The 21,556-nt window shown below is 41.6% G+C and carries 24 protein-coding genes; 20 read left to right on the top strand and 4 right to left on the bottom strand.

The window, feature by feature from the left end:
* The first annotated feature begins 140 nt into the window (after positions 1 to 140).
* The 11 genes from BSO02S_RS12835 (at position 141) to BSO02S_RS12785 (ending at position 12,928) form a co-directional block, all read left to right on the top strand.
* The gene (locus tag BSO02S_RS12835) at positions 141 to 3,389 is read left to right on the top strand and encodes a winged helix-turn-helix domain-containing protein (protein WP_066067569.1); all 3,249 of its coding nucleotides are present in this window, start codon (positions 141 to 143) and stop codon (positions 3,387 to 3,389) included.
* 144 nt (positions 3,390 to 3,533) lie between these two features.
* Complete coding sequence (locus BSO02S_RS12830; RefSeq protein ID WP_066067584.1) at positions 3,534 to 4,730, top strand: substrate-binding domain-containing protein; 1,197 nt, start codon at positions 3,534 to 3,536, stop codon at positions 4,728 to 4,730.
* A gap of 95 nt (positions 4,731 to 4,825) precedes the next feature.
* Positions 4,826 to 5,581 (top strand): ABC transporter ATP-binding protein, encoded by a 756-nt coding sequence (locus tag BSO02S_RS12825; protein ID WP_066067566.1) that lies wholly within the window; start codon positions 4,826 to 4,828, stop codon positions 5,579 to 5,581.
* On the top strand, positions 5,578 to 6,285 hold the full coding sequence (locus tag BSO02S_RS12820) for an ABC transporter ATP-binding protein (RefSeq protein WP_066067563.1): 708 nt from the start codon (positions 5,578 to 5,580) through the stop codon (positions 6,283 to 6,285). The genes BSO02S_RS12825 and BSO02S_RS12820 overlap by 4 nt, the downstream gene beginning before the upstream one ends.
* 17 nt (positions 6,286 to 6,302) lie before the next feature.
* On the top strand, positions 6,303 to 7,163 hold the full coding sequence (locus BSO02S_RS12815) for a branched-chain amino acid ABC transporter permease (protein ID WP_066067560.1): 861 nt from the start codon (positions 6,303 to 6,305) through the stop codon (positions 7,161 to 7,163).
* 4 nt (positions 7,164 to 7,167) lie between these two features.
* On the top strand, positions 7,168 to 8,166 hold the full coding sequence (locus tag BSO02S_RS12810) for a branched-chain amino acid ABC transporter permease (RefSeq protein ID WP_066067557.1): 999 nt from the start codon (positions 7,168 to 7,170) through the stop codon (positions 8,164 to 8,166).
* 12 nt (positions 8,167 to 8,178) lie between these two features.
* Complete coding sequence (locus BSO02S_RS12805; RefSeq protein ID WP_066067554.1) at positions 8,179 to 8,358, top strand: hypothetical protein; 180 nt, start codon at positions 8,179 to 8,181, stop codon at positions 8,356 to 8,358.
* Positions 8,359 to 8,375: 17 nt separating this feature from the next.
* On the top strand, positions 8,376 to 9,389 hold the full coding sequence (locus BSO02S_RS12800; protein ID WP_066067551.1) for a 3-oxoacyl-ACP synthase: 1,014 nt from the start codon (positions 8,376 to 8,378) through the stop codon (positions 9,387 to 9,389).
* 1 nt (position 9,390) lies between these two features.
* Positions 9,391 to 10,290, top strand: a complete 900-nt coding sequence (gene phaZ, locus BSO02S_RS12795) for an intracellular short-chain-length polyhydroxyalkanoate depolymerase (RefSeq protein WP_066067549.1) — start codon at positions 9,391 to 9,393, stop codon at positions 10,288 to 10,290.
* Entirely contained in the window at positions 10,290 to 11,030 is a 741-nt protein-coding gene (gene fabG / locus BSO02S_RS12790; RefSeq protein ID WP_066067546.1) for a 3-oxoacyl-ACP reductase FabG, read from the top strand. The genes phaZ and fabG overlap by 1 nt, the downstream gene beginning before the upstream one ends.
* 404 nt (positions 11,031 to 11,434) lie before the next feature.
* On the top strand, positions 11,435 to 12,928 hold the full coding sequence (locus BSO02S_RS12785; RefSeq protein ID WP_066067542.1) for an acyl-CoA synthetase: 1,494 nt from the start codon (positions 11,435 to 11,437) through the stop codon (positions 12,926 to 12,928).
* 26 nt (positions 12,929 to 12,954) lie between these two features.
* Here BSO02S_RS12785 and BSO02S_RS12780 read toward each other — a convergent pair whose 3' ends face one another.
* Both BSO02S_RS12780 and BSO02S_RS12775 read right to left on the bottom strand, forming a co-directional pair.
* Positions 12,955 to 13,257: a spore coat protein gene (locus BSO02S_RS12780; RefSeq protein WP_066067538.1), complete on the bottom strand. Its 303-nt coding sequence runs from the start codon at positions 13,255 to 13,257 to the stop codon at positions 12,955 to 12,957.
* Positions 13,254 to 13,460 carry a hypothetical protein gene (locus BSO02S_RS12775; protein WP_066067535.1) on the bottom strand — a complete coding sequence of 69 codons (207 nt, stop codon included), beginning with the start codon at positions 13,458 to 13,460 and terminating at the stop codon, positions 13,254 to 13,256. The genes BSO02S_RS12780 and BSO02S_RS12775 overlap by 4 nt, the downstream gene beginning before the upstream one ends.
* 129 nt (positions 13,461 to 13,589) lie before the next feature.
* Here BSO02S_RS12775 and BSO02S_RS12770 point away from each other — a divergent pair, with 129 nt between their 5' ends.
* From BSO02S_RS12770 to BSO02S_RS12760, 3 genes are read left to right on the top strand one after another with little or no spacing between them, the layout of a single operon-like run.
* A complete protein-coding gene (locus BSO02S_RS12770) occupies positions 13,590 to 13,799 on the top strand; it encodes a spore coat protein (RefSeq protein WP_066067532.1) in 210 nt (69 codons plus the stop codon).
* Positions 13,800 to 13,813: 14 nt separating this feature from the next.
* Entirely contained in the window at positions 13,814 to 14,173 is a 360-nt protein-coding gene (locus BSO02S_RS12765) for a spore coat protein (RefSeq protein WP_066067529.1), read from the top strand.
* 18 nt (positions 14,174 to 14,191) lie between these two features.
* Positions 14,192 to 15,328, top strand: a complete 1,137-nt coding sequence (locus BSO02S_RS12760; protein ID WP_066067526.1) for a zinc-dependent alcohol dehydrogenase — start codon at positions 14,192 to 14,194, stop codon at positions 15,326 to 15,328.
* 78 nt (positions 15,329 to 15,406) lie between these two features.
* Here the strand turns inward: BSO02S_RS12760 and BSO02S_RS12755 are convergent, their stop codons facing one another.
* Positions 15,407 to 16,291, bottom strand: a complete 885-nt coding sequence (locus tag BSO02S_RS12755) for a selenium metabolism-associated LysR family transcriptional regulator (protein ID WP_066067522.1) — start codon at positions 16,289 to 16,291, stop codon at positions 15,407 to 15,409.
* A 150-nt stretch (positions 16,292 to 16,441) separates the two neighbouring features.
* On the opposite strand from BSO02S_RS12755, the gene BSO02S_RS12750 reads away from it, so the two are divergent.
* From BSO02S_RS12750 to BSO02S_RS12725, 6 genes are all read left to right on the top strand, one after another.
* A complete protein-coding gene (locus tag BSO02S_RS12750) occupies positions 16,442 to 16,681 on the top strand; it encodes a sulfurtransferase TusA family protein (RefSeq protein ID WP_066067517.1) in 240 nt (79 codons plus the stop codon).
* Between the two features lie 45 nt (positions 16,682 to 16,726).
* Positions 16,727 to 17,089 (top strand): DsrE family protein, encoded by a 363-nt coding sequence (locus BSO02S_RS12745; RefSeq protein WP_066067512.1) that lies wholly within the window; start codon positions 16,727 to 16,729, stop codon positions 17,087 to 17,089.
* A gap of 16 nt (positions 17,090 to 17,105) precedes the next feature.
* Complete coding sequence (locus BSO02S_RS12740) at positions 17,106 to 17,819, top strand: sulfurtransferase TusA family protein (RefSeq protein WP_066067510.1); 714 nt, start codon at positions 17,106 to 17,108, stop codon at positions 17,817 to 17,819.
* Between the two features lie 18 nt (positions 17,820 to 17,837).
* Positions 17,838 to 19,007 carry a cobalamin-independent methionine synthase II family protein gene (locus BSO02S_RS12735; protein ID WP_066067507.1) on the top strand — a complete coding sequence of 390 codons (1,170 nt, stop codon included), beginning with the start codon at positions 17,838 to 17,840 and terminating at the stop codon, positions 19,005 to 19,007.
* A gap of 25 nt (positions 19,008 to 19,032) precedes the next feature.
* Complete coding sequence (locus BSO02S_RS12730; RefSeq protein WP_066067504.1) at positions 19,033 to 19,485, top strand: OsmC family protein; 453 nt, start codon at positions 19,033 to 19,035, stop codon at positions 19,483 to 19,485.
* Positions 19,486 to 19,647: 162 nt separating this feature from the next.
* Positions 19,648 to 20,529 (top strand): alkaline phosphatase family protein, encoded by an 882-nt coding sequence (locus BSO02S_RS12725; RefSeq protein ID WP_235846920.1) that lies wholly within the window; start codon positions 19,648 to 19,650, stop codon positions 20,527 to 20,529.
* A gap of 320 nt (positions 20,530 to 20,849) precedes the next feature.
* On the opposite strand, the gene BSO02S_RS12720 is transcribed toward BSO02S_RS12725, so the two are convergent.
* Complete coding sequence (locus BSO02S_RS12720; RefSeq protein ID WP_066067498.1) at positions 20,850 to 21,425, bottom strand: RBBP9/YdeN family alpha/beta hydrolase; 576 nt, start codon at positions 21,423 to 21,425, stop codon at positions 20,850 to 20,852.
* Between the last annotated feature and the right edge of the window lie 131 nt (positions 21,426 to 21,556).

Here is a 21,556-nt window from a genome sequence, read left to right as displayed (position 1 = left end):
GTTAGTTTTTTCCTCTCTTCATATTTTATTCCATAGAAAAATCTCTAAGGTATGAAGTGGTATTTTTCTATGAGATGGTTTAAGCATTCCTGATATGGTAAAATAGTGTAAATATTGTGAAAATGAAAGGGGGGGAATTAATGAAACTGCCAATTATTCAAACAAAACTGCGGATTCCGAATGCAAAGGATGACTTTATTAGACGGGCAAAGCTCTCTCGGAAAATGAAGAAGATCCCTGAATATCCCTTGACAATCATTCATTCTGGAGCAGGCTATGGAAAGAGCACGGCACTTGCCTTATTTATGAGGGACGAAAAAATTCCTGGCTGCTGGTACTCTATCTCGTCAATGGATGACGATATTCTTCCTTTTCTTTCTTATATCATTCATTCCATTTGCCGCGTGGTCCCTGACTTTGGAACGGAACTATCTACATATATTGATACAATGGACCGCTATATGCGGGATGAGGAATTGAGTCTATTATGCTCCCTTTTTATCAATGAAATCCTTGAGGTCAATGCTGATATTACGTTGATCTTGGATGACTTCCATCAAATTGAGCATTCCTATACGATTAATAGTTGGATGGAAAAATTGCTTGAACACATCCCCGCCAATTTACATATCGTTATTTCGAGCAGGAGCCGCCCGGGCTGGAAGCACCTAGCGAAAATGAAAGTTTGCGGGCAGTTATTAGAGATTACGAGAGAAGACTTAGTCCTGACGATTGAAGAAATGGAGTTGCTTTTAACCGATCTTTATCAATTAGAAATCGAGCCCGGACATTTACAAACTATTTACCGAATGACAGAGGGCTGGGTAATAGCCCTGTGTATGATTGCTGCACAGATTCCCCTAAAGCAGGATATTTCTGAGCTTTTTGAACACTCCTCACACTCCCTTCAAGACTTTTTTCAGTATTTGGTGATGGAGGTCTTTTCGAAGCAGCCGTCCATCGTCCAGCAGTTTCTCGAGCAAACTTCGATATTTGAAGAAATTGAGGAAGAAATATGTGATGAAGTCATTGGGCTTCATGGAGCCTCCGGAATGCTTGAGCAATTAAAAGACCGAAATTTGTTTATTCAAAAGGTTGGCTTAACCCAATATCGATATCACTCCTTATTTAAAGAGTTTTTAGAAAACACTTTTCAAAAAAATAATCCTGGAAACTTTACCCTGCTTCACGAAAGATGTGCCCGCTTTTATGAAAAAAGACAATTGTGGGAGGGGGCACTTCATCATTATAAAAGGATTAATCACTATAAAGCGATTGCATCTATCTTACAAGAGCACGGTTTTAGGATGCTTGAAAGCGGAAAATTGGAAAGCCTTTCTGATCAATTAACCATTATTCCTGAAGCGGATATGGAAACATACTATCATCTTCAGCACTTAAAAGCAGAGGTTCATCGTTACCGTTCCCAATACAAAGAGGCAGAGGAGTGTTATGAAAAGGCCTTTAATGGGGCGGAGAAAAAGCAGGATGATCTTGGAATGAGTATGGCGCTGGAAGGAAAGGCAAAGATTTATTTGGATACGATTCAACCGCATCACGCCGAAAGGCTTTTATATGAGGCGATTGCCTATCGAGAAAAAAGCTGGGGCCCAGATGAGGAAAAAGGTAAACTCTATCAACTACTATCTGAGAATCTGTTAAACTCGGGTAAATCTACTGAGGCTGAAAAATGGATCCAAAGAACGAAGGAATCAATGGTTTCCATTCTTGACGGGAATTTAGAAGCTAGATTGTATTTAAGAACTGGACGTTTTGATGAAGCGAAGAAATTACTTTACAAGGATAAAGAAATGCTTAAGGGTACAAAGGTTACGTCGCTGCCACAAGCCCACCGTGAAACCGATTTATTGCTTTCCTTAATAGAAGCTTTTACTGGTGAGGGATTAAGGGCGAAGGAGCTTGCCCAAGCAGGCATTAGGCAAGGAATAAGTCTAAACGCCCCATTTGTTGAGGCCTGCGGCTGGATTCGTATGGGTCATGCTGTGCAAATTTTGAATAAATATGATTCCAATCTCGCCGAGGACTGCTACCAAACGGCGTTAGAAATAATGGAAAGGCTCAATGTCGATAGAGGGAAAGCCGAGCCGCTAATGGGACTCTGTATTTTGTATGGAGTAAGGGGGGAACTGGAACGGGCATTGGATGCAGGGAAAAAAGCATTGCAGGAGACAGAGAAAGTTCATGATGTTTGGCTTTCTGCATTAATCACGCTTTGCATGGGTATTACATGCATATACAATGAACGGCTGCCGAAGGCGCTTAATTACTTGGAAAAAACGAAAGCATTATTTGATCAGTGTGAGGATGGCTTTGGACAAATGCTAAGCAAGTTTTGGCTTTCCTATGTTTTTTATTTAGAGAAAAAACATGATTTATTTAAGAAAACGATGGACGGATTTTTAAGTCTCTTGCAAATTCACGAGTATGAATTCTTTTTTCATAAAAGGTCTGTCTTTGGCCCAAGGGATTTACAAGTGTTTGTCCCCCTGTTAATTGAATGTATGAAAGAGGAAATTCAAAAGCCGTATGTTGTAAAAATACTCCAGGATATGGGGATCACTGCATTGGACTCCCATCCGGGTTATTCGGTTCGAGTTCAGACTTTGGGGCAGTTTAAACTTTGGCTCGGTGAGAAGGAGGTTGGGGAAAAGGATTGGCAAAGAGAAAAAGCCAAGGAATTGTTTCAATTACTGATTACTTTAAATGAACTAATAGCAAAGGATGAAATCATTCAGATCCTTTGGCCCTATCAAGATAAAAAGAGTGCTGATCGGGATTTCAAAGTGGCCCTCAATAGTCTTCACCATGTATTAGAACCATCGCGGAAGGCAAGGGCTGCTCCCTTTTTCATTATAAGGGAAGGAATGTTTTATGGGTTAAATCCACATGCTGTAATTGAGGTGGATACGGCTCAATTTCAGGTATGGATTCAAGAAGGATTAAATGAATCGGATCACGAAAAAACCATTTACTTTTTAGAAAAAGGATTGACTCTTTATCAAGGAGACTATTTACCTGACCGCCGTTATGACGATTGGTGTATAAGCAAGAGAGAGAGCCTGCTCGTTTATTTTTTACGGGGTGCGGAGAAAATGGCACAATTGATGGTCCGCACCGAAAATTACGATGCAGCAATTTACTGGTGCGAAAAGATCTTAGACCGAGATAGAACATGGGAAGAATCCTATCGCTTGCTAATGTATTGTTATTATCGAAAAAACAACCGTCCGAAGGCAATGAAGTGGTTTCAAAAATGTACAGAGGTTTTGGAGAATGAACTGGGTGTCACCCCATTAGAACCGACAAAGCATATGTACCGCATGATAATTGAATCAGAAAGTATGATCAATCCCATTGAGCAGCCTTAAAGAAGGCTGTTTTTATTTTGTAACTCCACTGTAACTACCTTTTACTATCATAAAATCAAAGCTTTGCAAGGTTGTTACTAAACATATTAAGGGGGAAGAAGTGTGAAGGGGTACCGAGGGAAATGGGCATTATTAGGTTTACTTATGTTTATGATGATATTTGCCAGTGCTTGCAGTTCTGACAAAACATCTTCAGAGACGAAGGACACTGGTGGAAAGAAAACGGAAACTAAGGAACCGATTAAAATTGGTGTGCTTGCCTCTAAGACAGGAGCACTAGAATCCTATGGAAGGCAAACGTTAAGAGGCTTTGAACTTGGGCTTGATTATGCAACGGATGGAAAGATGGAGGTTGCCGGCAGAAAAATTCAATTCATTGTTGAAGATACAGAAACGAAACCAGAAGTAGCGGTTCAAAAAGCGACGAAGTTATTAGAAGAAGATAAGGTTGATTTTCTAGTCGGATCGTCCAGCTCGGCAGACACGCTGGCCGTTTTACCGTTGGCGGAGGAATATCAAAAGGTAATGGTTGTGGAACCGGCAGCCGCTGATAGTATTACAGGTTCAGAGTTTAATAAGTATATTTTCCATTCTGCACGTAACTCTTCCCAGGATGCTGTTGCTGGTGCTGCGGCAATTGCGAAAAAGGGTGTGAAAATTGCCACGCTTGCACCTGATTATTCCTTTGGACGTGATGGGGTAGCTGCCTTTAAAGAAGCGGCTAAAAAGCTGGGGGCCGAAATTGTAAAGGAAGAGTATGCGGATCCTGCGGCCACAGATTTCACTTCAAATATTCAAAAAATCGTCGATGCCAAACCTGATTACCTGTTTGTAGTATGGGCTGGTGCAAACTCACCGTGGAAGCAAATTGCCGACATGAAGGTGCAAGAGAAAGGAATCAAGATTTCAACCGGAGCGCCGGATATTGCGGCATTATCGACAATGGAGCCATTGATTGGTATGGAGGGATTTACCGTTTATTATCATGACCTGCCCAAAAATAAAATTAATGACTGGCTTGTAGCGGAGCATACGAAGAAATTTAACGGCGACGTTCCCGATCTGTTTACACCTGGCGGGATGAGTGCAGCCATTTCCATTGTAGAGGCATTGAAGAAAACAGAGGGGAATGCCGATGCTGATAAACTAATCAAAACGATGGAAGGAATGAGCTTTGAGACACCAAAAGGAAAAATGACCTACCGTCCGGAAGATCACCAAGCCCTGCAAGCATTGTATGCGATTAAGCTCGAAAAGAAGGATGGCGTTCCATATCCAGTGCCAGTGCTAGTTAGGGAACTGACTCCGGAAGAAACGGCGCCGCCGATCCGCAACAAGTAAGCAAATATCAAGTAAAAATGACGGGGGTTCGACCGAGTAAAACGCGGTCAGCCTCTTCCTTATTTCTAACGCTAACAATTTAGGTGGTGAAGTGAATGTCTGCGCTTATTGAGACAAATGATTTATCGATTACCTTTGGCGGCCATACTGCTGTGGATTCTGTCAGTATTTCCGTTCCAGAGAAGCACTTTAAGTCAATCATCGGACCCAATGGTGCTGGAAAAACAACCTTTTTTAATCTCCTAAGCGGTCAATTAACCCCCACTCAAGGAAAAATCTATTATCGCGGGAAAGATATCACGAAATTTTCACCAACAAACCGTACAAGAGCGGGGATTGGCCGTTCCTTTCAAATAACCAATGTATTCCCGAACTTAACGGTTTTAGAAAATGTACGGTTAGCGGTTCAATCCCAAGCGGGAATTCGTTACCAGATGCTGTTTCATTATAAAAAATATCGAGCTTTTGAGGAAAAGGCATTAGAGTGGCTCAAGCTTGTCCTTTTAGATGATAAAAAGAATTCACTGGCAAGTAATCTTGCTCATGGCGAAAAACGGAAACTTGAAATTGCGATGCTGTTGGCGCTTGAAACGGAAGTTCTTTTATTAGACGAACCAACTGCAGGGATGTCATTAGAGGAAGTTCCAGCAATCTTAGAAGTAATTAAAAAAATAAAAGTACAAGGGAACCGCACGATTGTTCTAATCGAACACAAGATGGATATGATTTTGGATTTATCGGATTCAGTTATGGTCTTGTTTAATGGAACATTGTTAGCTGACGGAACTCCGGAAGAAATCATGAAAAACGAAACGGTTCAGTCTGCTTATTTAGGAGGTCACAACAATTGAAAGGCCTATTGGAACTTAATGATGTGGAAACATTTATCGGACAATATCATATTCTTCAAGGAATATCGATTGAGGTGAAAAAAGGAGAAGTAACCGTTCTGCTTGGAAGAAATGGGGCAGGGAAAACAACGACACTTCGAACGATTATGGGTTTAAATCCGGCTTCGAAAGGAAGTGTCGCGTTTAAAGGAGAACCGATTCATTCCCTGCCAACCTACACGATTGCTAATAAGGGCATCGGCTACGTACCCGAAGACCAGGGGATTTTTGCCGGACTTACCGTTGAGGAAAACATGAAAGTCGCCATTCAAAAAGAGAATGAAGAAACCGCGAAACGAATGGATTGGATCTTAAATCTGTTTCCTGACTTGAAAAAGTTTTGGAAAAAACCGGGCGGCCTTTTAAGCGGAGGACAAAAACAAATGCTATCCATCGCAAGGGCCTATATAAATGAGAACGAGCTGCTGTTAATTGACGAGCCGAGTAAAGGCTTGGCTCCAATTGTGGTTGAGAAAGTGATGGATTCCATTCTACAAATGAAAGATCAAACTACCATCGTGTTAGTGGAACAAAATTTCATGATGGCTAGCACGATTGGTGATTGTTTTTACATCATTGATGATGGACGAACCATAAGCCATGGAACGATGAAGCAATTAAAAGAAGATGAAGGAATGAAGCGAAAATATTTAGGGATTGCCTAAGGAAGGAGGAAGTATTCGTGGATTTAATCATGAATTTAACCCTAAATGGTTTGGCAACGGGAATGCTGATCTTTTTATTGGCAGCAGGTTTGACGCTTATTTTCGGTTTGATGGATGTGCTGAATTTTGCCCATGGCGGGTTATTTGCCTGGGGAGCTTACAGCGGCCTTTGGATTTATGCGAAAACAGACAGCTTTGTCATTGGCATTGTTGGCGCCATCTTAACAGGATTCCTGCTGGGAATTATTATCGAAAGGTGGATCATTAAACCGGTCTATGGCAACCATGTACAGCAGATTTTGATCACGCTTGGTCTCATGCTTGTTTTATCTGAAATGTTGAAAGTAATATGGGGACCCAATCAACTTACGGCATCGCCTCCTGATTATTTAAAGGGGAGCTGGGAGGTTGGCGGTGTCATTATCATCAAGTACCGGATATTTATCATTTTAGTAGGGTTTCTTATTTTTGCCGGTGTACAATTTTTACTCAAAAAAACAAAAATCGGTCTAGTTGTCCGAGCGGGTGTGATGAATAAAGAAATGGTTCAGGCACTTGGAATTAATATTCAAAAAGTGTTTATGTTTGTTTTTATGATTGGTGCCGGTATGGCGGCGCTTGGCGGCGTGCTGCTCGGCCCTTATTCCGGGGTAATCCATGCTGGTATGGGAATGGAATTCGCGATTTTAGCATTCATTGTTGTCGTCATTGGGGGAATGGGCAATTTTAAAGGCTCCGTTTTGGCGGCTATCTTAGTCGGGCTTTCCGGTTCGTTTATGGCTTATTATGTCCCGGACCTATCATTGGCTGTGAATATGCTCCTCATGGCTATTGTGTTAATCATTCGGCCACAGGGCTTATTTGGGGCGAAGGGGTGAGAACATGAGATTTATTCAGGGAAATAGAATGACGGCTATTGTTCTAATCGTTGCAGCTTTTTTACTCCTATTGCCATTCGTTTATGAATCAAGAAATTTATTAATCTTGTTAACACAGGTATTTGTTTTTTCAATTTTCGCGATGAGCTATGACCTTTTACTAGGTTTTACAGGAATCGTTTCCTTTGGTCATGCGATGTTTTTTGGCATCGGCGCGTATTCGATGGGGATTTTTATGAAACGGTTTGAACCAACGCTCGGGTATTTTCTCCTGGCAGTCCTGACAACCATTGTTATTACCGGTTTCGTGAGCTTCCTTGTTGGCTTGCTTACACTTCGTTTAAAAAGTCATTTCTATGCGATGTTAACCTTATCGTTATCAGGACTTTTTCTAGTCTTAGCAGAAAAATGGCGGACGTTGACCTATGGGAATGATGGCTTCACCTTTCGCGTCCCGGAACTGTTTATTGACCGGACTAATTTTTACCTGCTTTGTATGGTCGTCATGGTTGCGGTATTTCTCATCCTGAAGCGGTTTACCAATTCCCCGCTTGGTAGGGTGCTACAGGCAATTAGGGAAAATGAACAAAGAACGGAGTCATTAGGGTTTCATGTGCTCCATTATAAAATTGCCGCAAGTGTGATGTCGGGCGTATTGGCAGGGATAGCTGGTATTTTATATGCCATATCGCTTCGATTTGTGAATACAAGTGTGTTTGCAATGGATATCACCTTAGATGCTTTATTAATGACGATCATTGGAGGAGTGGGAACATTAGTCGGTGCCATCATTGGAGCAGGTTTAATCGAATTTGCCCATCATTGGCTGACGGAACTGGCGAAAGAGCATTGGATATTTGAGCGCTGGATTATCTTCTTTGGCATTATTTATATTTTGGTGGTTATGTTTTTCCCTAGAGGGATTGTCGGTACGTTAAGTTCGATTTCTTGGAAACGAAAAAAACAACATTCTGCTAAAAAAGAGGGGAAATTAGCGGGATAGAAGGAGAAAACAATGGATATAAATCAAATTGCTTCCTTCGTCGTTCGTTTTCAACTGGCCGCTATCGAAAAGGAAACAAGCAAGAAACAATGGAGAATAAAGGTTACGCATGTGCAAGAAGAACGGGAAACGTTATTTGAGTCGATTGAAGAAGCAATGGACTTTATGAAGGAAATGGCAGAAGAAGCATAGATGAGTGGGTGATTGTTTTGCAGATAGGTATCCTTAGTACAGGTATTTATTTACCAAAGGAGTGTTTAACCGGAAAAGAGATAGCAGAACTGGCAGGTATCCCTATTCCTGTTGTCGAAGAAAAAATGGGAATAAAGAAAAAGCATGTACCCGGCCCATTTGATCATACTTGTGAAATGGGGATTATTGCCGCAAAACAAGCAATTGCTAAAGCGGGAATTGATCCGCTGGAGATTGACCTTGTCATTTATATTGGTGAGGAACATAAGGAATATCCGCTTTGGACGGCCGGAATTAAACTTCAGGAAGAAGTTGGAGCCCTAAACGCCTGGGCATTTGATGTGGCCTTAAGATGCGGTACGACCATTATGGCGTTAAAAGTAGCGAAAAGTATGATGATTGCGGATCCTGCTATTCGAACTTGCCTGCTTGCAGGCGGTTATCGCAATGGGGATTTCATTGATTACGAGAATCCGAGAACCCGTTTCATGTTTAATCTTGGTGCCGGCGGTGGAGCGATTCTTTTAAAAAAGGGGCAGAACGAAAACCTCTTATTGGAAACTAAACTCATTACAGACGGTTCTTTTTCGGAGGATGTCGTAGTTATTTCCGGAGGTACCAAGCACCCTATTACCAAAGAAGCCATTGATCAACGCCTGAATAAGCTTGATGTGCTTGATCCTGAAGGGATGAAACAGCGCTTAGAACAAAAATCGATGGATAATTTTTTAAAGGTCATTCGCGAATCTGTAAGAAAAAGCGGCTATACTGAGGCAGATATTTCCTACCTGGCGATTCTTCACATGAAAAAATCAGCCCATGAATATGTATTAAAAGAACTAGGCTTGTCCGAAGAACAGTCTATTTATCTTGAAGACTATGGACATATCGGACAAATTGATCAGATTTTATCCTTGGAGCTTGCCTTGAAAGAAGGGGAAATCAAGGATGGTGATGTCATCGTTTTAGTAAGTGCTGGAATTGGTTACGCATGGGGGGCAACAACGATTAGATGGGGGAAGGGTGATTGAGATGGGTAACGTTTCTTTGAAGGAAGTGCTTTTGCCAAATGGAGAAACATTGGCTTACAGGGAGAGAGAAGGCGGCGAGATAAAGGTATTATTAATCCATGGGAATATGACATCATCGAAGCATTGGGATCTCGTGCTAGAAAATATGGCTACAAAATATAAACTTTATGCGGTTGACTTGCGGGGGTTTGGAGGCTCAAGCTATCACAATCTCGTTCAGTCGATTAAAGATTTTTCTGATGATGTGAAGCTGTTTGTTGACGAAATTGGCTTGAAGGATTTTGCGGTGGTTGGCTGGTCAACAGGTGGAGCAGTCGCGATGCAGTTTGCTGTTGATTATCCTGGATATTGTAATAAATTGATTTTATTAGCGTCGGAATCGACAAGAGGTTACCCATTCGACGGAAAGTTAAATGAAAATGAGGAGCCGCGGCGCTTTTCCTTACATGAAGAAATCAAAAAGGATTTGATTCGAACGATCCCTGTGCAAACTGCCTATGACACGAATAATGTGGACTTATTGAAACTGATTTGGAATGCGGTTATTTATACACACAATCAGCCTAATCCAGCGCTTTATGATGAGTATGTGCAAGATATGAGGACTCAGCGTAATTTAGCGGAGGTACATCATGCTAACAACACATTTAATATCAGTCATCATCATAATGGACTCGTTGAAGGAAATGGCAAAGTGGATGAAATCAATATTCCTGTCCTTGTGTTACGAGGAGAGCGCGATTTTGTTATTACAGCAGGAATGAACGAAGAGTTGCTGGAAGACCTAGGAGAAAAATCCGTTTTTATCGAATTAAAGGATTGCGGGCATTCACCGCTAGTGGATGATCTGCCACAATTATTAACGGCAATTACACAATTTTTGGATGATGGGGTGCAGTAATGAGATTAAAAGAAAAAGTGGCCATTATTACGGGAGCAGCGGGTGGAATCGGTTTGACGGCTGCAGAAGTTTTTGCCCGAGAAGGAGCAAAGGTGGCCATGGCAGACTTTAATGTAGAGCAAGGGGAAGCGCGTGCCCGGGAGCTGCAGGAGAAGGGCTATGAGGTTAGCTTTTTTCAAGTGAATGTTGCAGATCGCGGTAGTGTTGATGAAATGGTTGAAAAGGTAAGGGGTTCTTACGGTAAGATTGATATCCTCATTAATAATGCGGGGATCACGAGAGATGCCATGCTGTCAAAGCTATCGGTTGAAGATTTTCAAACGGTACTTGATGTTAATCTAACAGGTGTTTTTCACTGTACGCAAGCCGTATTGCCAGCGATGATTGCGAATGGCCGTGGAAAAATTATTAACACATCTTCTGTTTCGGGGGTTTATGGAAATGTCGGACAAACGAATTATGCTGCGACGAAGGCAGGCGTTGTCGGCATGACGAAAACATGGGCGAAGGAGCTGGGGCGAAAAGGGATTAATGTCAATGCTGTTGCGCCGGGATTTATCGAAACAGGGATGACGGCAAAGGTTCCAGAAAAGGTATTGGCACAAATGATGCAGATGGTCCCGCTTGCCCGATTAGGGAAGCCTGAGGATATTGCGAATGCTTATTTGTTCCTAGCCTCGGATGAATCGAATTACGTGAATGGAACTGTGCTCCACGTGGATGGCGGAATCATGATGTAATATTTGAAGCGACCTGTTTAGGGTCGTTTTTTTATAGATTAATTTTTGTTGCATTATTGGATTCGCTCATTGAATGGTAAAATTCGCTCATAGAACCTTAATATTCGCCCATAGAATCCCAAAATTCGCCCATAGAACCCAAAAATTCGCCCATAGAAGAGTTTGTCGGTAAAAAATCTAATTGTTGTAGTATAAATTTACACCAAAAATTGATGATTTGATGGGTTTAAAATTGATTTATTAAATAGTGTTTAGGAAATCAGCTTTTTCATGTGAATAAACAATAAATTTGAAGAAACTTTAATCCAAACAGCTACAATTTGGTAAAAGTCATCCTCTGTAACTACCCTGTAACTAAAAATGAGTAAGATAGTTCCATCTAGTAGTGAAGGAGCGATTGGTCGGTGAACTGGGAATTGGATTGGCTTGGAAATCGGGCACGATTATCGCCAAATAAAGATGCAATTTTAGATGAAAAGACAAACAATGCTTGGACATTTGCAGAATTGAATAAGCGGGCAAACTCGACCGCAAGCTGGCTTCATGCACAAGGTGTTAAAAAAGGTGATCGAGTGGCCCTATTATCGCCAAACCATATTAGCTATTTTGATTTATTGTTTGCCTGCGGGAAAATTGGCGCCATCTTCGTTCCGCTTAATTGGCGCTTATCATTGCATGAAATAAACGAGATATTGGCGGATTGTACCCCTGTTTTAGTCGGAATCCATCAGCAGTTTGAAGTTATACGTCCACAACTAAATAACTTTAGGACCTTTTTGATAGGGGATGCCAGTTACGAAGAACTACTTTCTTATCCACTAAGAGATTTTTTTAGAGAGGAAATCTCAGAAACTGATCCACTCGCGATGATTTATACTGGCGGGACCACCGGGAAACCAAAGGGAGTTGTGTTAAGCCATCAATCCATCCTTTGGAATGGTATTAACACGATAGTAAGCTGGAGTTTAGCAGAGGATGATGTGACGATAAACTATATGCCTATGTTTCATACCGGCGGACTAAATGCCTTGAGCATTCCAATCCTGATGATTGGCGGGACAGTTGTAATCGGCGAGCCTTTTACCGGAAAAAAAGCGGTGGAATCCCTTAATCGGTACCACTGTACGACCATTCTCCTTGTACCGACCATGTATCATATGCTTATTCAAACTGACGAATTTCAACACAGTGAATTCCCTTTTATGAAGATTTTTTTATCGGGGGCAGCACCATGCCCTATGCAAATCTACGAGGCCTTTCAGAAAAAGGGGTTAGCTTTTAAAGAAGGGTATGGTCTCACTGAGGCGGGACCGAATAATTTTTATATTAGCCCTGAGGATGCACGGATGAAACGTGGTTCTGTCGGTAAACCGATGCTATTTAATGCCATTAAATTAGTAAGGTCAAATGACCGCGAAACAGTGCCACACGAGGTCGGAGAACTATTAGTAAAAGGCAAACACGCCTTTTCGTTTTATTGGAACCACGAACAAGCAACACAGGAAACGTTGCAGGATGGATGGGTCCATACAGGGGATTTAGCGAAAAGGGATGAACAAGGCTTCTACTATATTGTCGGCAGGAAGAAAGATATGATTATTACCGGCGGAGAAAATGTATATCCGCTTGAAATCGAACATTGGCTTGCGGACCACCCCGCAATTGATGAAGTGGCAGTCCTAGGATTGCCTGATGGAAAATGGGGTGAAATCGTTGCTGCCTTTCTTGTCGTAAAAGACACTTCTAGATTAGAAGAAGAAGAATTAAAAACCTATTGTGAAGCTAAACTGGGCCGATATAAAATTCCGAAGCGATTCATTCGTTTAGAGGAATTGCCAAAAACCCATGTTGGAAAAATAGATAAAAAGAAACTAAAGGAAATGAGTAACCAAAGTTAAAAGGGAGAACTGAAATGTTCTCCCTTTTAACTTTTTTCGGCAAGATCCAGTGCGGTGCCTGACACCGTGAGGTCAACTTCCAGCTGTTCACTTAAATCATATGGATGATAGAAACCCTTAGCAATCATATAGTTACTTATTTTTTCGTGCGTTGCAATCGCTGTATTTAATTGTTCTCTTAAGGCGGCCTTTAATTCAGGTGTAGCTGTTTCGGTAATCGCAACTGCATAATTTCTCACGCCGGCTTTAGCTGAAATGAGAAAATCGGTGGCAATCACCTGGTCGGTCATGCCGCCCATTCCCATCAGGTTTTGGATGAGCTGATTCACTTGGTTTCCCTCCGATCTGTCAAAAACTGCTGTAACTGTTGAATATGCTGAATCCCCATGGTCACATCTTCTGAAAGAATTGCCTGCAGTTCGGCGTCTTGAGCTAATCCGCTCATCATCGTAGCTTTTGTTAAACAAAGGTTTTTAAATGACAACAATTCGTGTAGGTCCAGCGTTTCATGAAGCCCCAAAATCTTCGTCAATGACTATCCCTCCAATGCAAACATATATATCTTCATTATGTTTTCTTAGACAATCCTAGTTTATTCCCCTGCATAAAAGGAACGGGAGAAAGGGGAAAATACCTATGTAATGAATCTGGAGGTGTCCCTATGGAAAAAGATAGCCTGGCCATACATGAAACAATGGAAACCCATGAAATCCTCAACTTTAAAACCGTTTGCCTGCTAAAATCAAAATTAATGCAGGGAATATGCTTTGATAATGAGTTAAAAGCACTAATGGAAAAGGATGTACAGCAATCCATTAAGGATATTAATGAGCTGATTAGTTTTTACAAACAAAGCCAACTACTACAGTAAGTGAGGTGGGAAAAATGGAAGACTATTTAGACCCTAGAAACGCAGAAGGAATGCCGAATTTGGCCGATTCTGCTTTTGCAATGGACTTTTTACTAGCTGTCAAAACGGGAATACGCAATTACGGTTTCGCGATGACGGAAACCGCCAATCCCGAACTTAGAAGGGCCTTACACAAACAAATGGAGGCGGCTATCGATTTGCATACGGACATTTCCGACTTGATGATCAAAAAAGGCTGGCTTCATCCCCATAATATAAAAGAACAATTTCCGATTGACGTGAAGGCTGCCGAAACAGCCGTCCAAATTGCCAAGTTAAAGCTATTCCCTAGAGACACCGACCGCCTTGGGATGTTTGCAACGCCAAATCAGTAGAAGGAGTGGAATAAATCGATGAAAGCTGTTACATACCAAGGGATTAAGAATGTTCAGGTCAAGGAAGTTAAAGACCCCTCCATCAAAAATGCTGACGATATTATTGTAAAAATTACCTCTTCTGCGATATGCGGATCCGATTTACATTTAATTCATGCGATGATTCCGAATCTGCCGATTGATTATGTGATTGGACACGAGCCGATGGGGATTGTCGAGGAGGTAGGCCCAGAAGTAACAAAGTTAAAAAAAGGTGATAGGGTCATCATCCCGTTTAATGTAGCCTGTGGTCACTGCTGGTATTGCAATCACGACCTGACAAGTCAATGCGACAATGGAAATCCACATGGCCAAGGGGCAGGGTTTTTCGGATATTCAGAAACCACGGGCGGCTATGCCGGGGGACAGGCCGAATACATGCGGGTTCCTTTTGGAAATTTTACGCCATTTAAGATTCCGGAGAATTGTGAAGTAGAGGACGAAAAACTAGCGTTACTTGCGGATGCTGTCCCAACGTCCTACTGGAGTGTTGATCATGCAGGTGTCAAAGCGGGTGATACGGTCATTATCCTTGGCTGTGGTCCGATAGGATTAATGGCGCAAAAATTTGCCTGGATGAAAGGTGCTAAACGAGTAATTGCCGTTGATTATATTAATTACCGCCTGCAACATGCAAAACGTACAAATAAGGTGGAGATTGTTAATTTCGAGGATCATGAAAATGTTGGCGACTATTTACTTGAAATTACGAAAGGCGGGGCTGACATTGTCATTGATGCTGTTGGTATGGATGGGAAAATGACACCGCTTGAATTTCTAGCTTCGGGAATGAAGCTCCAAGGCGGGGCAATGAGTGCAATTGTCATTGCCAGCCAAGCTGTTCGTAAGGGCGGAACCATCCAATTAACAGGTGTCTATGCCGGTAGATATAATGCTTTTCCGCTCGGAGATCTATTCAATCGCAACATCGATATCCTGACTGGACAGGCACCGGTCATACCTTATATGCCATTCCTTTATGAAATGATCAATGATGGAAAGCTTGATCCTGGCGATATCATCACCCATGTCTTACCACTTGACCAAGCCAAACATGGATATGAAGTGTTTGATACGAAAATGGAGGATTGCATTAAGGTAATATTAAAACCCTGAATTTTGTCCAATCAGAAAAAGAACCCCCGTGTTGAGGGCTGGACTTCGAATCGCTCCAGCCTTCGCCTTATTCGGTGTCTAAATCAAATCCACCGCATTCTCGATAAATAACTTTGAAACCAACGATTGTGTTTTATTGACATTGTAAACAAGATAGAAATACCTTTCGTCGTTAAAACCATTGATTTCATGTATTTTAAGCATGTTTTGGCGGGCATATTCAGTTGCTGCTGTTTCGGAAATGATTGAAATACCAACATCTTGGATGACAAATTGTATTAAACTCTGCCCGTCCTCGATATAGGAAATCACATTTAATTGCTCCTTAGCTATTTTACTTTTTTTCAAAAATCGTTCGAGAATGGCATTTGTTCCAGAATCAGAATTTCGCATCACAAAAGGGTATTGTAAAATATCCCTAATGTTCACAGGACCCTTCATTTCTAGTTGATTCGATGTGACGAGCACCAGTTTCTCCTTTAACAAAGGGATATAGCGAAGTTTTTCGCTTTCATATTTTTCCCCTAAAATACCAATATCAACAGAACCACCCAGCACTTTCTCGGCGACAATCTTTGAAGAGGACTGGTCGATATGAAAGGTGACTTCAGGATATTCAACCCTAAATTGTTTGACCATCTTTGGAATCATAAATTGTCCTGGTACAGAACTGGCAGCGACCCGAATCATTCCCCGCAGCTCCGTCATTCCTTGTTTTAAGTCAAGCAATGCCTGGTCTTTCATGAGTAAAAGTTTAAGTGCCCATTGATACAGCCGTTCCCCATGCGGTGTAAGAATGCTTTCTCGGGCAACTCGGTCAAAAAGCCTCACACCCAGCATTTTTTCTAATGCTTGAATATGAGAGCTAACCGTTGATTGGCTCAAAAAGATATCCTCCGCTGCCTTTGAAAAGCTTTTATGTTCGACCACCTTCGTAAAAACATACAACTGATGCAAATCCATGAGCATCTTCTCCTTGGATATTCATATAATCGATTAGTAGTGATTGGTAAAATAGATAAATTGAATTTATATAAGCTTACCATTTCCTTATAATGAAGTGGAGTCATCTAGTTGTATAGTTTATGACAGATGTAAAAAGGAGAGGAATGAATGGCGGTCCAATATATTCCCGACTTTATTTATGACGCAGGCCCAACAGGGTGCGGAGAATTGATTATGAACCTATTTTTAACCATGAAAAGGATGGAAAGCGGGCAAATCATTGAAGTCATTTCCTATGACCCTGGTGCCCGTGAGGATCTCCCTGCATGGTGCAGAATGCAACAACACACTCTCCATGACCGCAAGGATTTTGGAAAGACAAGTCATTATTTTATTGAAAAAGGTTAATTTCAACCTTTTACATACAAAACGATATTAATGGAGGAATGAAATATGGCTGGAAAATTTTTAGTAAGTTTAACAAATGCGAAGAATGATCCTGATAAAGCAACGGTTGGGTTCGTAGTAGCTAATGCTGCGGTAGCATCAGGGCAGGAAACGGTTATTTTTCTAAATGTTGAAGGCGCTTACCTGGCGTCGAAAGGATATGCAGATGACATTCATGAAACGGGATTTGCTCCATTAAAACAGCTTATGGATCAATTTGTTGAAGCTGGTGGTACGCTTTGGGTCTGCAGCCCATGCTATAAAAAGCGCGAGTTAGATGAAGAAAATCTTGTTGAAGGTGCAACGATTGTGGGCGGAGCGAAATTAGTTGAGTTCCTTAGCCAAGGTGCAGCTTCTATTACCTACTAAAAATCAGGTGAATAATATGAGAACTCCTAATGCAGTCTGTGATGGCGGAGATTTAGATTGTGGTTCCGGCTTGCTGTTGATTATAAAAAAAGCGATGGATCCTTTGTTAGATGGTCAGATTCTTGAAGTCCGCAGCCGGGAGCGAACGGTGGCTGAGGACCTGCCGGCCTGGTGCCGGATGGTGGACCATGAATTCCTTGGCTCAGAGCCTGGAGATAATACCACCCGGTACTTTATTCTTAGGAGTTCAGCTCAGGCTGAATTAGAGCAGGATTTACAGGCAGCCAAAGGCTATCAATGGAGTGTCCGGGTCCGTGGGGAGAAAGATCTCTCTGCAAAGGTTCATTCCAGAAACCATACATTTCTAGCGGGACAGCCAGCTGATTTCAGTCCAAAGGTAAATGCGCCAAGTGCGCTCGATTATCTGTTGGCTTCACTGGCCTCATGCCTGACGGTCGGCTATAAAGCGCAGGCATCAAAGCGTAATCTCGAGATTGATAATCTTGAGCTTTCTTTAAAGGGTGGTTTGGATAATGTCTTGTACCATTTGGAATTAGAAGACGAAGGCAGCCCTAAACTGAATAGGATCACAGGCACCTTTTATGTTTCATCACCAGAGTCTGAAATCGAGCTGGAGGAATTGTGGAACAATACGCTTGCACGCTCGCCCATCTATCAAACTCTGAAACAAGCATTAAATATAGAAATCAAGCTCTCCATTGTATTTTAACAGGGGGTTACAACAGATATGAATTTACCTAAGTTTCCTACCTCGGTTATTGGCAGCTGGCCCAGGCCTAACGAAGTAAAAAGGGCGATGCGCGATAAACGTGCCGGAAGAATAAGTGAAGAAGAGTTTCAGAAGATTGCTGACGGTGCCGTCTTGCAGTGTTTGAAATTCCAAGAGGAAGCAGGCATCGATATTGTTTGCGACGGCGAGCAGCGGCGCGATAATTTTATCTCGTTTGTTGCCGAGCATTTGGATAATGTTCGGATGCTGATGGTATCAGAACTGCTTGAATATGTTGAGGATAAAGCAAGCTTCGAGGAGATCCTCGGTACATTAGATGTCCCGGCATTCTCGATGTCTAATCCGGCCGCTGCAGGAAAAATCAGCCGCAAAAAGCCGCTGGCATTAGATGATTATTTATTTTTAAAAAAGCACACAGACAAAGCAATTAAAGTGACCTTGCCTGGCCCGTACCTGTTAACACGGGCGATGTGGGTCGAGGGCTTGTCCAAGGAAGCTTATCCGACAAAAGAAGATTTGTCGGTAGATATCATTAACGTTTTACGTGAAGAAATGGAAGAGTTAATTGAGGCAGGAGTAGACTTTGTTCAATTCGATGAGCCTGTCCTGACGGAGCTTGTGTTCACGCAGAAAAATGCCAATCGGACGTTTATGTGCGGGGCGTTGACTGCTAAGGCGGATGCAGAAGAAGAAATTGCCTTTGCTTTAGACTTGATGAACCAGGTAACTGCTGGGATGGTAGGCAGAGGCACACGAATTGGCGTTCATGTCTGCCGCGGGAATTGGAGCACCCAGGAGCAGGTACTGCTTCGTGGTCCCTATTATCCGTTAATTCCATATCTTGCCCATGTAAATGTTGACCAGTTGATTCTTGAATATGCTACACCAAGAGCCGGGGAGATTGATGCGATTGGTGATTTTGGCGGAAAAGAGCTGGGCTTTGGAATCGTTAACCCGCGCACGGAAACCGTTGAAACGGTTGATGAAATTGTTGGGCGAGTTCAGGAGGCAAGAAAATATCTGCCCGATGAAAAGATCTTCTTAAACCCGGATTGCGGTTTTGGAACATTTGCGCAGCGGCCAATGAACAGTGAAGAAATTGCTTATGAAAAATTACAAGTCATGTCGGAAGCAGCGAAAAAACTTAGGGAAATGGTTTTGGCATAGCTTTTTAATGAATGGAGGAGTTTTAATGGGACAATTGAAGAGCTTTAAGGTAGAAGGTAAAGGGACTGGGATGCGTCTGGATGCTATAGCTGGAAAGCACACTATCGCAATCGATGAACCGGAATCATTTGGCGGAAAGGATTCAGCAATCGATCCACTGTCAACATTTTTATCCTCACTGATTTCCTGTGAAAATGTGATGGCGCAATTAATTGCGCAGGAAATGAAGTTTGACCTTCAGGGAATATCATTTGATGTCGAAGGCAGCTTGGATTTAGCTGGTTTAATGGGCGATTTAACGGTAAAACCTTATTTCCAGCAAGTGACCGTAAAAGCAACCCTCGAAACAACGGAATCACAGGAAAGAATTGACGAATTGCAAAATGCCGTTGACCAGCGCTGTCCTGTTTTTAGAACAATAAAGGATGCTGGAATTCCTGTGGAAAACCAATGGGTGAAGGCTGAAGTAACGGTTTGATTTAACAGACCATATTGTTCACTGCATGATAATATGTAAAGACCTTATCAAATTGATAGGGTTTTTTTGCGTAAAATACAAGAAAGATTGTTTGCTTTTTCAAAAATAAACAATCAATATTAATATCAAATAAACAACGAACGTAAGGAAAGAAGGGACCTTTTGTTGAAAAAATGGGGCATTATTCTCGTCTGTGGTATGTTCATTTTAAGCGCTTGTACACAAAATCAATCCCCTAAAAAGGAGCCAATGGAACCGGTTGAAAACCGCCTAAAAGTGAAGGGTCTTCCAAAAATTGATCATATTGTTATCGTAGTGGAGGAAAATCATTCACACCAAGAAATACAAGATAATCCTTCCGCTCCCTATATGAATTCACTTATGAACCAGGGAGCAAACCTAACAAACTACTATGCAATCGAGCATCCAAGCCAGCCTAATTATCTGGATTTGTTTTCTGGTTCAAACCAAGGGGTTACCAATGATGAAGTCCCAAAAGTTAAATTCTCTACAGCGAATTTGGGAAGTGAACTGATAGATAGAAAGTATTCCTTTGGAGGTTATTCAGAAGACCTACCCTCGATTGGTTTTAATGGACCTTTAGCAGGAGATGGAGGCTATGCCCGCAAACATAATCCTTGGGTAAACTTTACCAATGTACCTAAAGAAGTAAATCAGCCATTGACAAATTTTCCGAAGGATTTTAATCAGTTGGCGACTGTTTCCTTTGTCATTCCCAATCTTCAGAATGACATGCATGATGGGACCATTCAAGAGGCAGATCAATGGCTAAAGAAACATATGGATGCATATGTTCAATGGGCAAAAACCCATAATAGCCTATTGATTGTTACATGGGACGAAGACGATAATTCACAAAACAATAAGATTCCAACCTTTTTTGTCGGCCCAATGGTAAAAACAGGACAATTTACTAAAGATTATAATCACTTTAATCTATTACGGACGATTGAGGATATTTATGGATTATCGCATGCAGGAAAAAGTCAAGCAGCTGAGGCTATAAATGTTGTATGGGATTAAATTTGGAATCTAATTCAATATGTAGGGGAAAATTAGTACAAGTTGAAAAGTTCAAGAAACTTCCACTGTCCAATATTGGTAGGTAACAGTATCATGGAATTATGGAAATGCTTTGATTTCTAATAGTCTTTTAGGAAAACAAAGTGGAAGCATGGCGTTATTGACAGGGAAGGTAAAGGCAAAAGGGGATATTAGTACGGGACTTAAAATAGAAGGCATCCTCCGTAAATACAATATTAAAGAACTTTTTAAATAAATAGTAGCAACCTCTAAGGCTGTTGGGAAACTTCAACAGCCTTTTGTGTGCTCGCAAAAATTATTTAAACAATGACGGGATTTTTTTCCGAAGCAAGGCATTGCTCCAAAATCCATGGCCATCTTCCATGTCCTGAATTGGGATTAATATGTCCCATGTTAGGAAAAGTAATCGAAGGCAGGCCAATATTTATATATTTTTCCGCATCCTCCATACTGCAATAGGGGTCATTAGATGAGTGGACAAATAATGTATCCTCTGCCGTCCTTGGTAGTTGCTGCCCATTCAAAGGAACAGGATAAAAAGACTTTGCTTCTGAAAGAACGATTGTTGGGGAAGGCGGTGCAACAAGAACCACTTGCTTGGCAATTCGTCTGTTTTGATTTGCTGCGTAATGGAGCCATAGGAGGCAGCCTAGACTGTGTGTAATAACTGTGAGGCGATGGTTGTCTGGAATTGTCGCAATTGCAGCAGCTAATTCCTCCAGCCAAACTTCTTTATTGGGTGAATTGAAATTTGAGAATGTCGGATAACATACATGATAGTTTCTTTTGGTTAATTCTTGAGCAAGCCAGGTTTGCCAATGGTCAGGACCGCTGCCGCCTAATCCATGAATGATGAGAAAACTATGTTTGGTCATAAATACCCTCCTCCTAAACACACTATTCCGATTAATTAAGTTGGTATTATTCATTATAAATTGAAAAGGTAACTAATGTCTATTCTTTTTTATGAACGACATATCTTTTGTCATTTGTAATGATAATGCTG

The organism is Neobacillus soli NBRC 102451 (assembly GCF_001591665.1).
In the GTDB taxonomy this organism is placed as follows: Bacteria; Bacillota; Bacilli; order Bacillales; family Cytobacillaceae; genus Neobacillus; species Neobacillus soli.
This window is presented reverse-complemented; position numbering and strand designations above follow the sequence as displayed.

Bases quoted from the DNA above. Each gene is read 5' to 3' on its own strand.
- BSO02S_RS12835 (WP_066067569.1), top strand. From the start codon at position 141: ATGAAACTGCCAATTATTCAAACAAAACTGCGGATTCCGAATGCAAAG.
- BSO02S_RS12830 (WP_066067584.1), top strand. From the start codon at position 3,534: ATGTTTATGATGATATTTGCCAGTGCTTGCAGTTCTGACAAAACATCT.
- BSO02S_RS12825 (WP_066067566.1), top strand. From the start codon at position 4,826: ATGTCTGCGCTTATTGAGACAAATGATTTATCGATTACCTTTGGCGGC.
- BSO02S_RS12810 (WP_066067557.1), top strand. From the start codon at position 7,168: ATGAGATTTATTCAGGGAAATAGAATGACGGCTATTGTTCTAATCGTT.
- BSO02S_RS12805 (WP_066067554.1), top strand. From the start codon at position 8,179: ATGGATATAAATCAAATTGCTTCCTTCGTCGTTCGTTTTCAACTGGCC.
- phaZ (WP_066067549.1), top strand. From the start codon at position 9,391: ATGGGTAACGTTTCTTTGAAGGAAGTGCTTTTGCCAAATGGAGAAACA.
- fabG (WP_066067546.1), top strand. From the start codon at position 10,290: ATGAGATTAAAAGAAAAAGTGGCCATTATTACGGGAGCAGCGGGTGGA.
- BSO02S_RS12770 (WP_066067532.1), top strand. From the start codon at position 13,590: ATGGAAAAAGATAGCCTGGCCATACATGAAACAATGGAAACCCATGAA.
- BSO02S_RS12765 (WP_066067529.1), top strand. From the start codon at position 13,814: ATGGAAGACTATTTAGACCCTAGAAACGCAGAAGGAATGCCGAATTTG.
- BSO02S_RS12760 (WP_066067526.1), top strand. From the start codon at position 14,192: ATGAAAGCTGTTACATACCAAGGGATTAAGAATGTTCAGGTCAAGGAA.
- BSO02S_RS12755 (WP_066067522.1), bottom strand. From the start codon at position 16,291: ATGGATTTGCATCAGTTGTATGTTTTTACGAAGGTGGTCGAACATAAA.
- BSO02S_RS12750 (WP_066067517.1), top strand. From the start codon at position 16,442: ATGGCGGTCCAATATATTCCCGACTTTATTTATGACGCAGGCCCAACA.
- BSO02S_RS12745 (WP_066067512.1), top strand. From the start codon at position 16,727: ATGGCTGGAAAATTTTTAGTAAGTTTAACAAATGCGAAGAATGATCCT.
- BSO02S_RS12740 (WP_066067510.1), top strand. From the start codon at position 17,106: ATGAGAACTCCTAATGCAGTCTGTGATGGCGGAGATTTAGATTGTGGT.
- BSO02S_RS12735 (WP_066067507.1), top strand. From the start codon at position 17,838: ATGAATTTACCTAAGTTTCCTACCTCGGTTATTGGCAGCTGGCCCAGG.
- BSO02S_RS12730 (WP_066067504.1), top strand. From the start codon at position 19,033: ATGGGACAATTGAAGAGCTTTAAGGTAGAAGGTAAAGGGACTGGGATG.
- BSO02S_RS12720 (WP_066067498.1), bottom strand. From the start codon at position 21,425: ATGACCAAACATAGTTTTCTCATCATTCATGGATTAGGCGGCAGCGGT.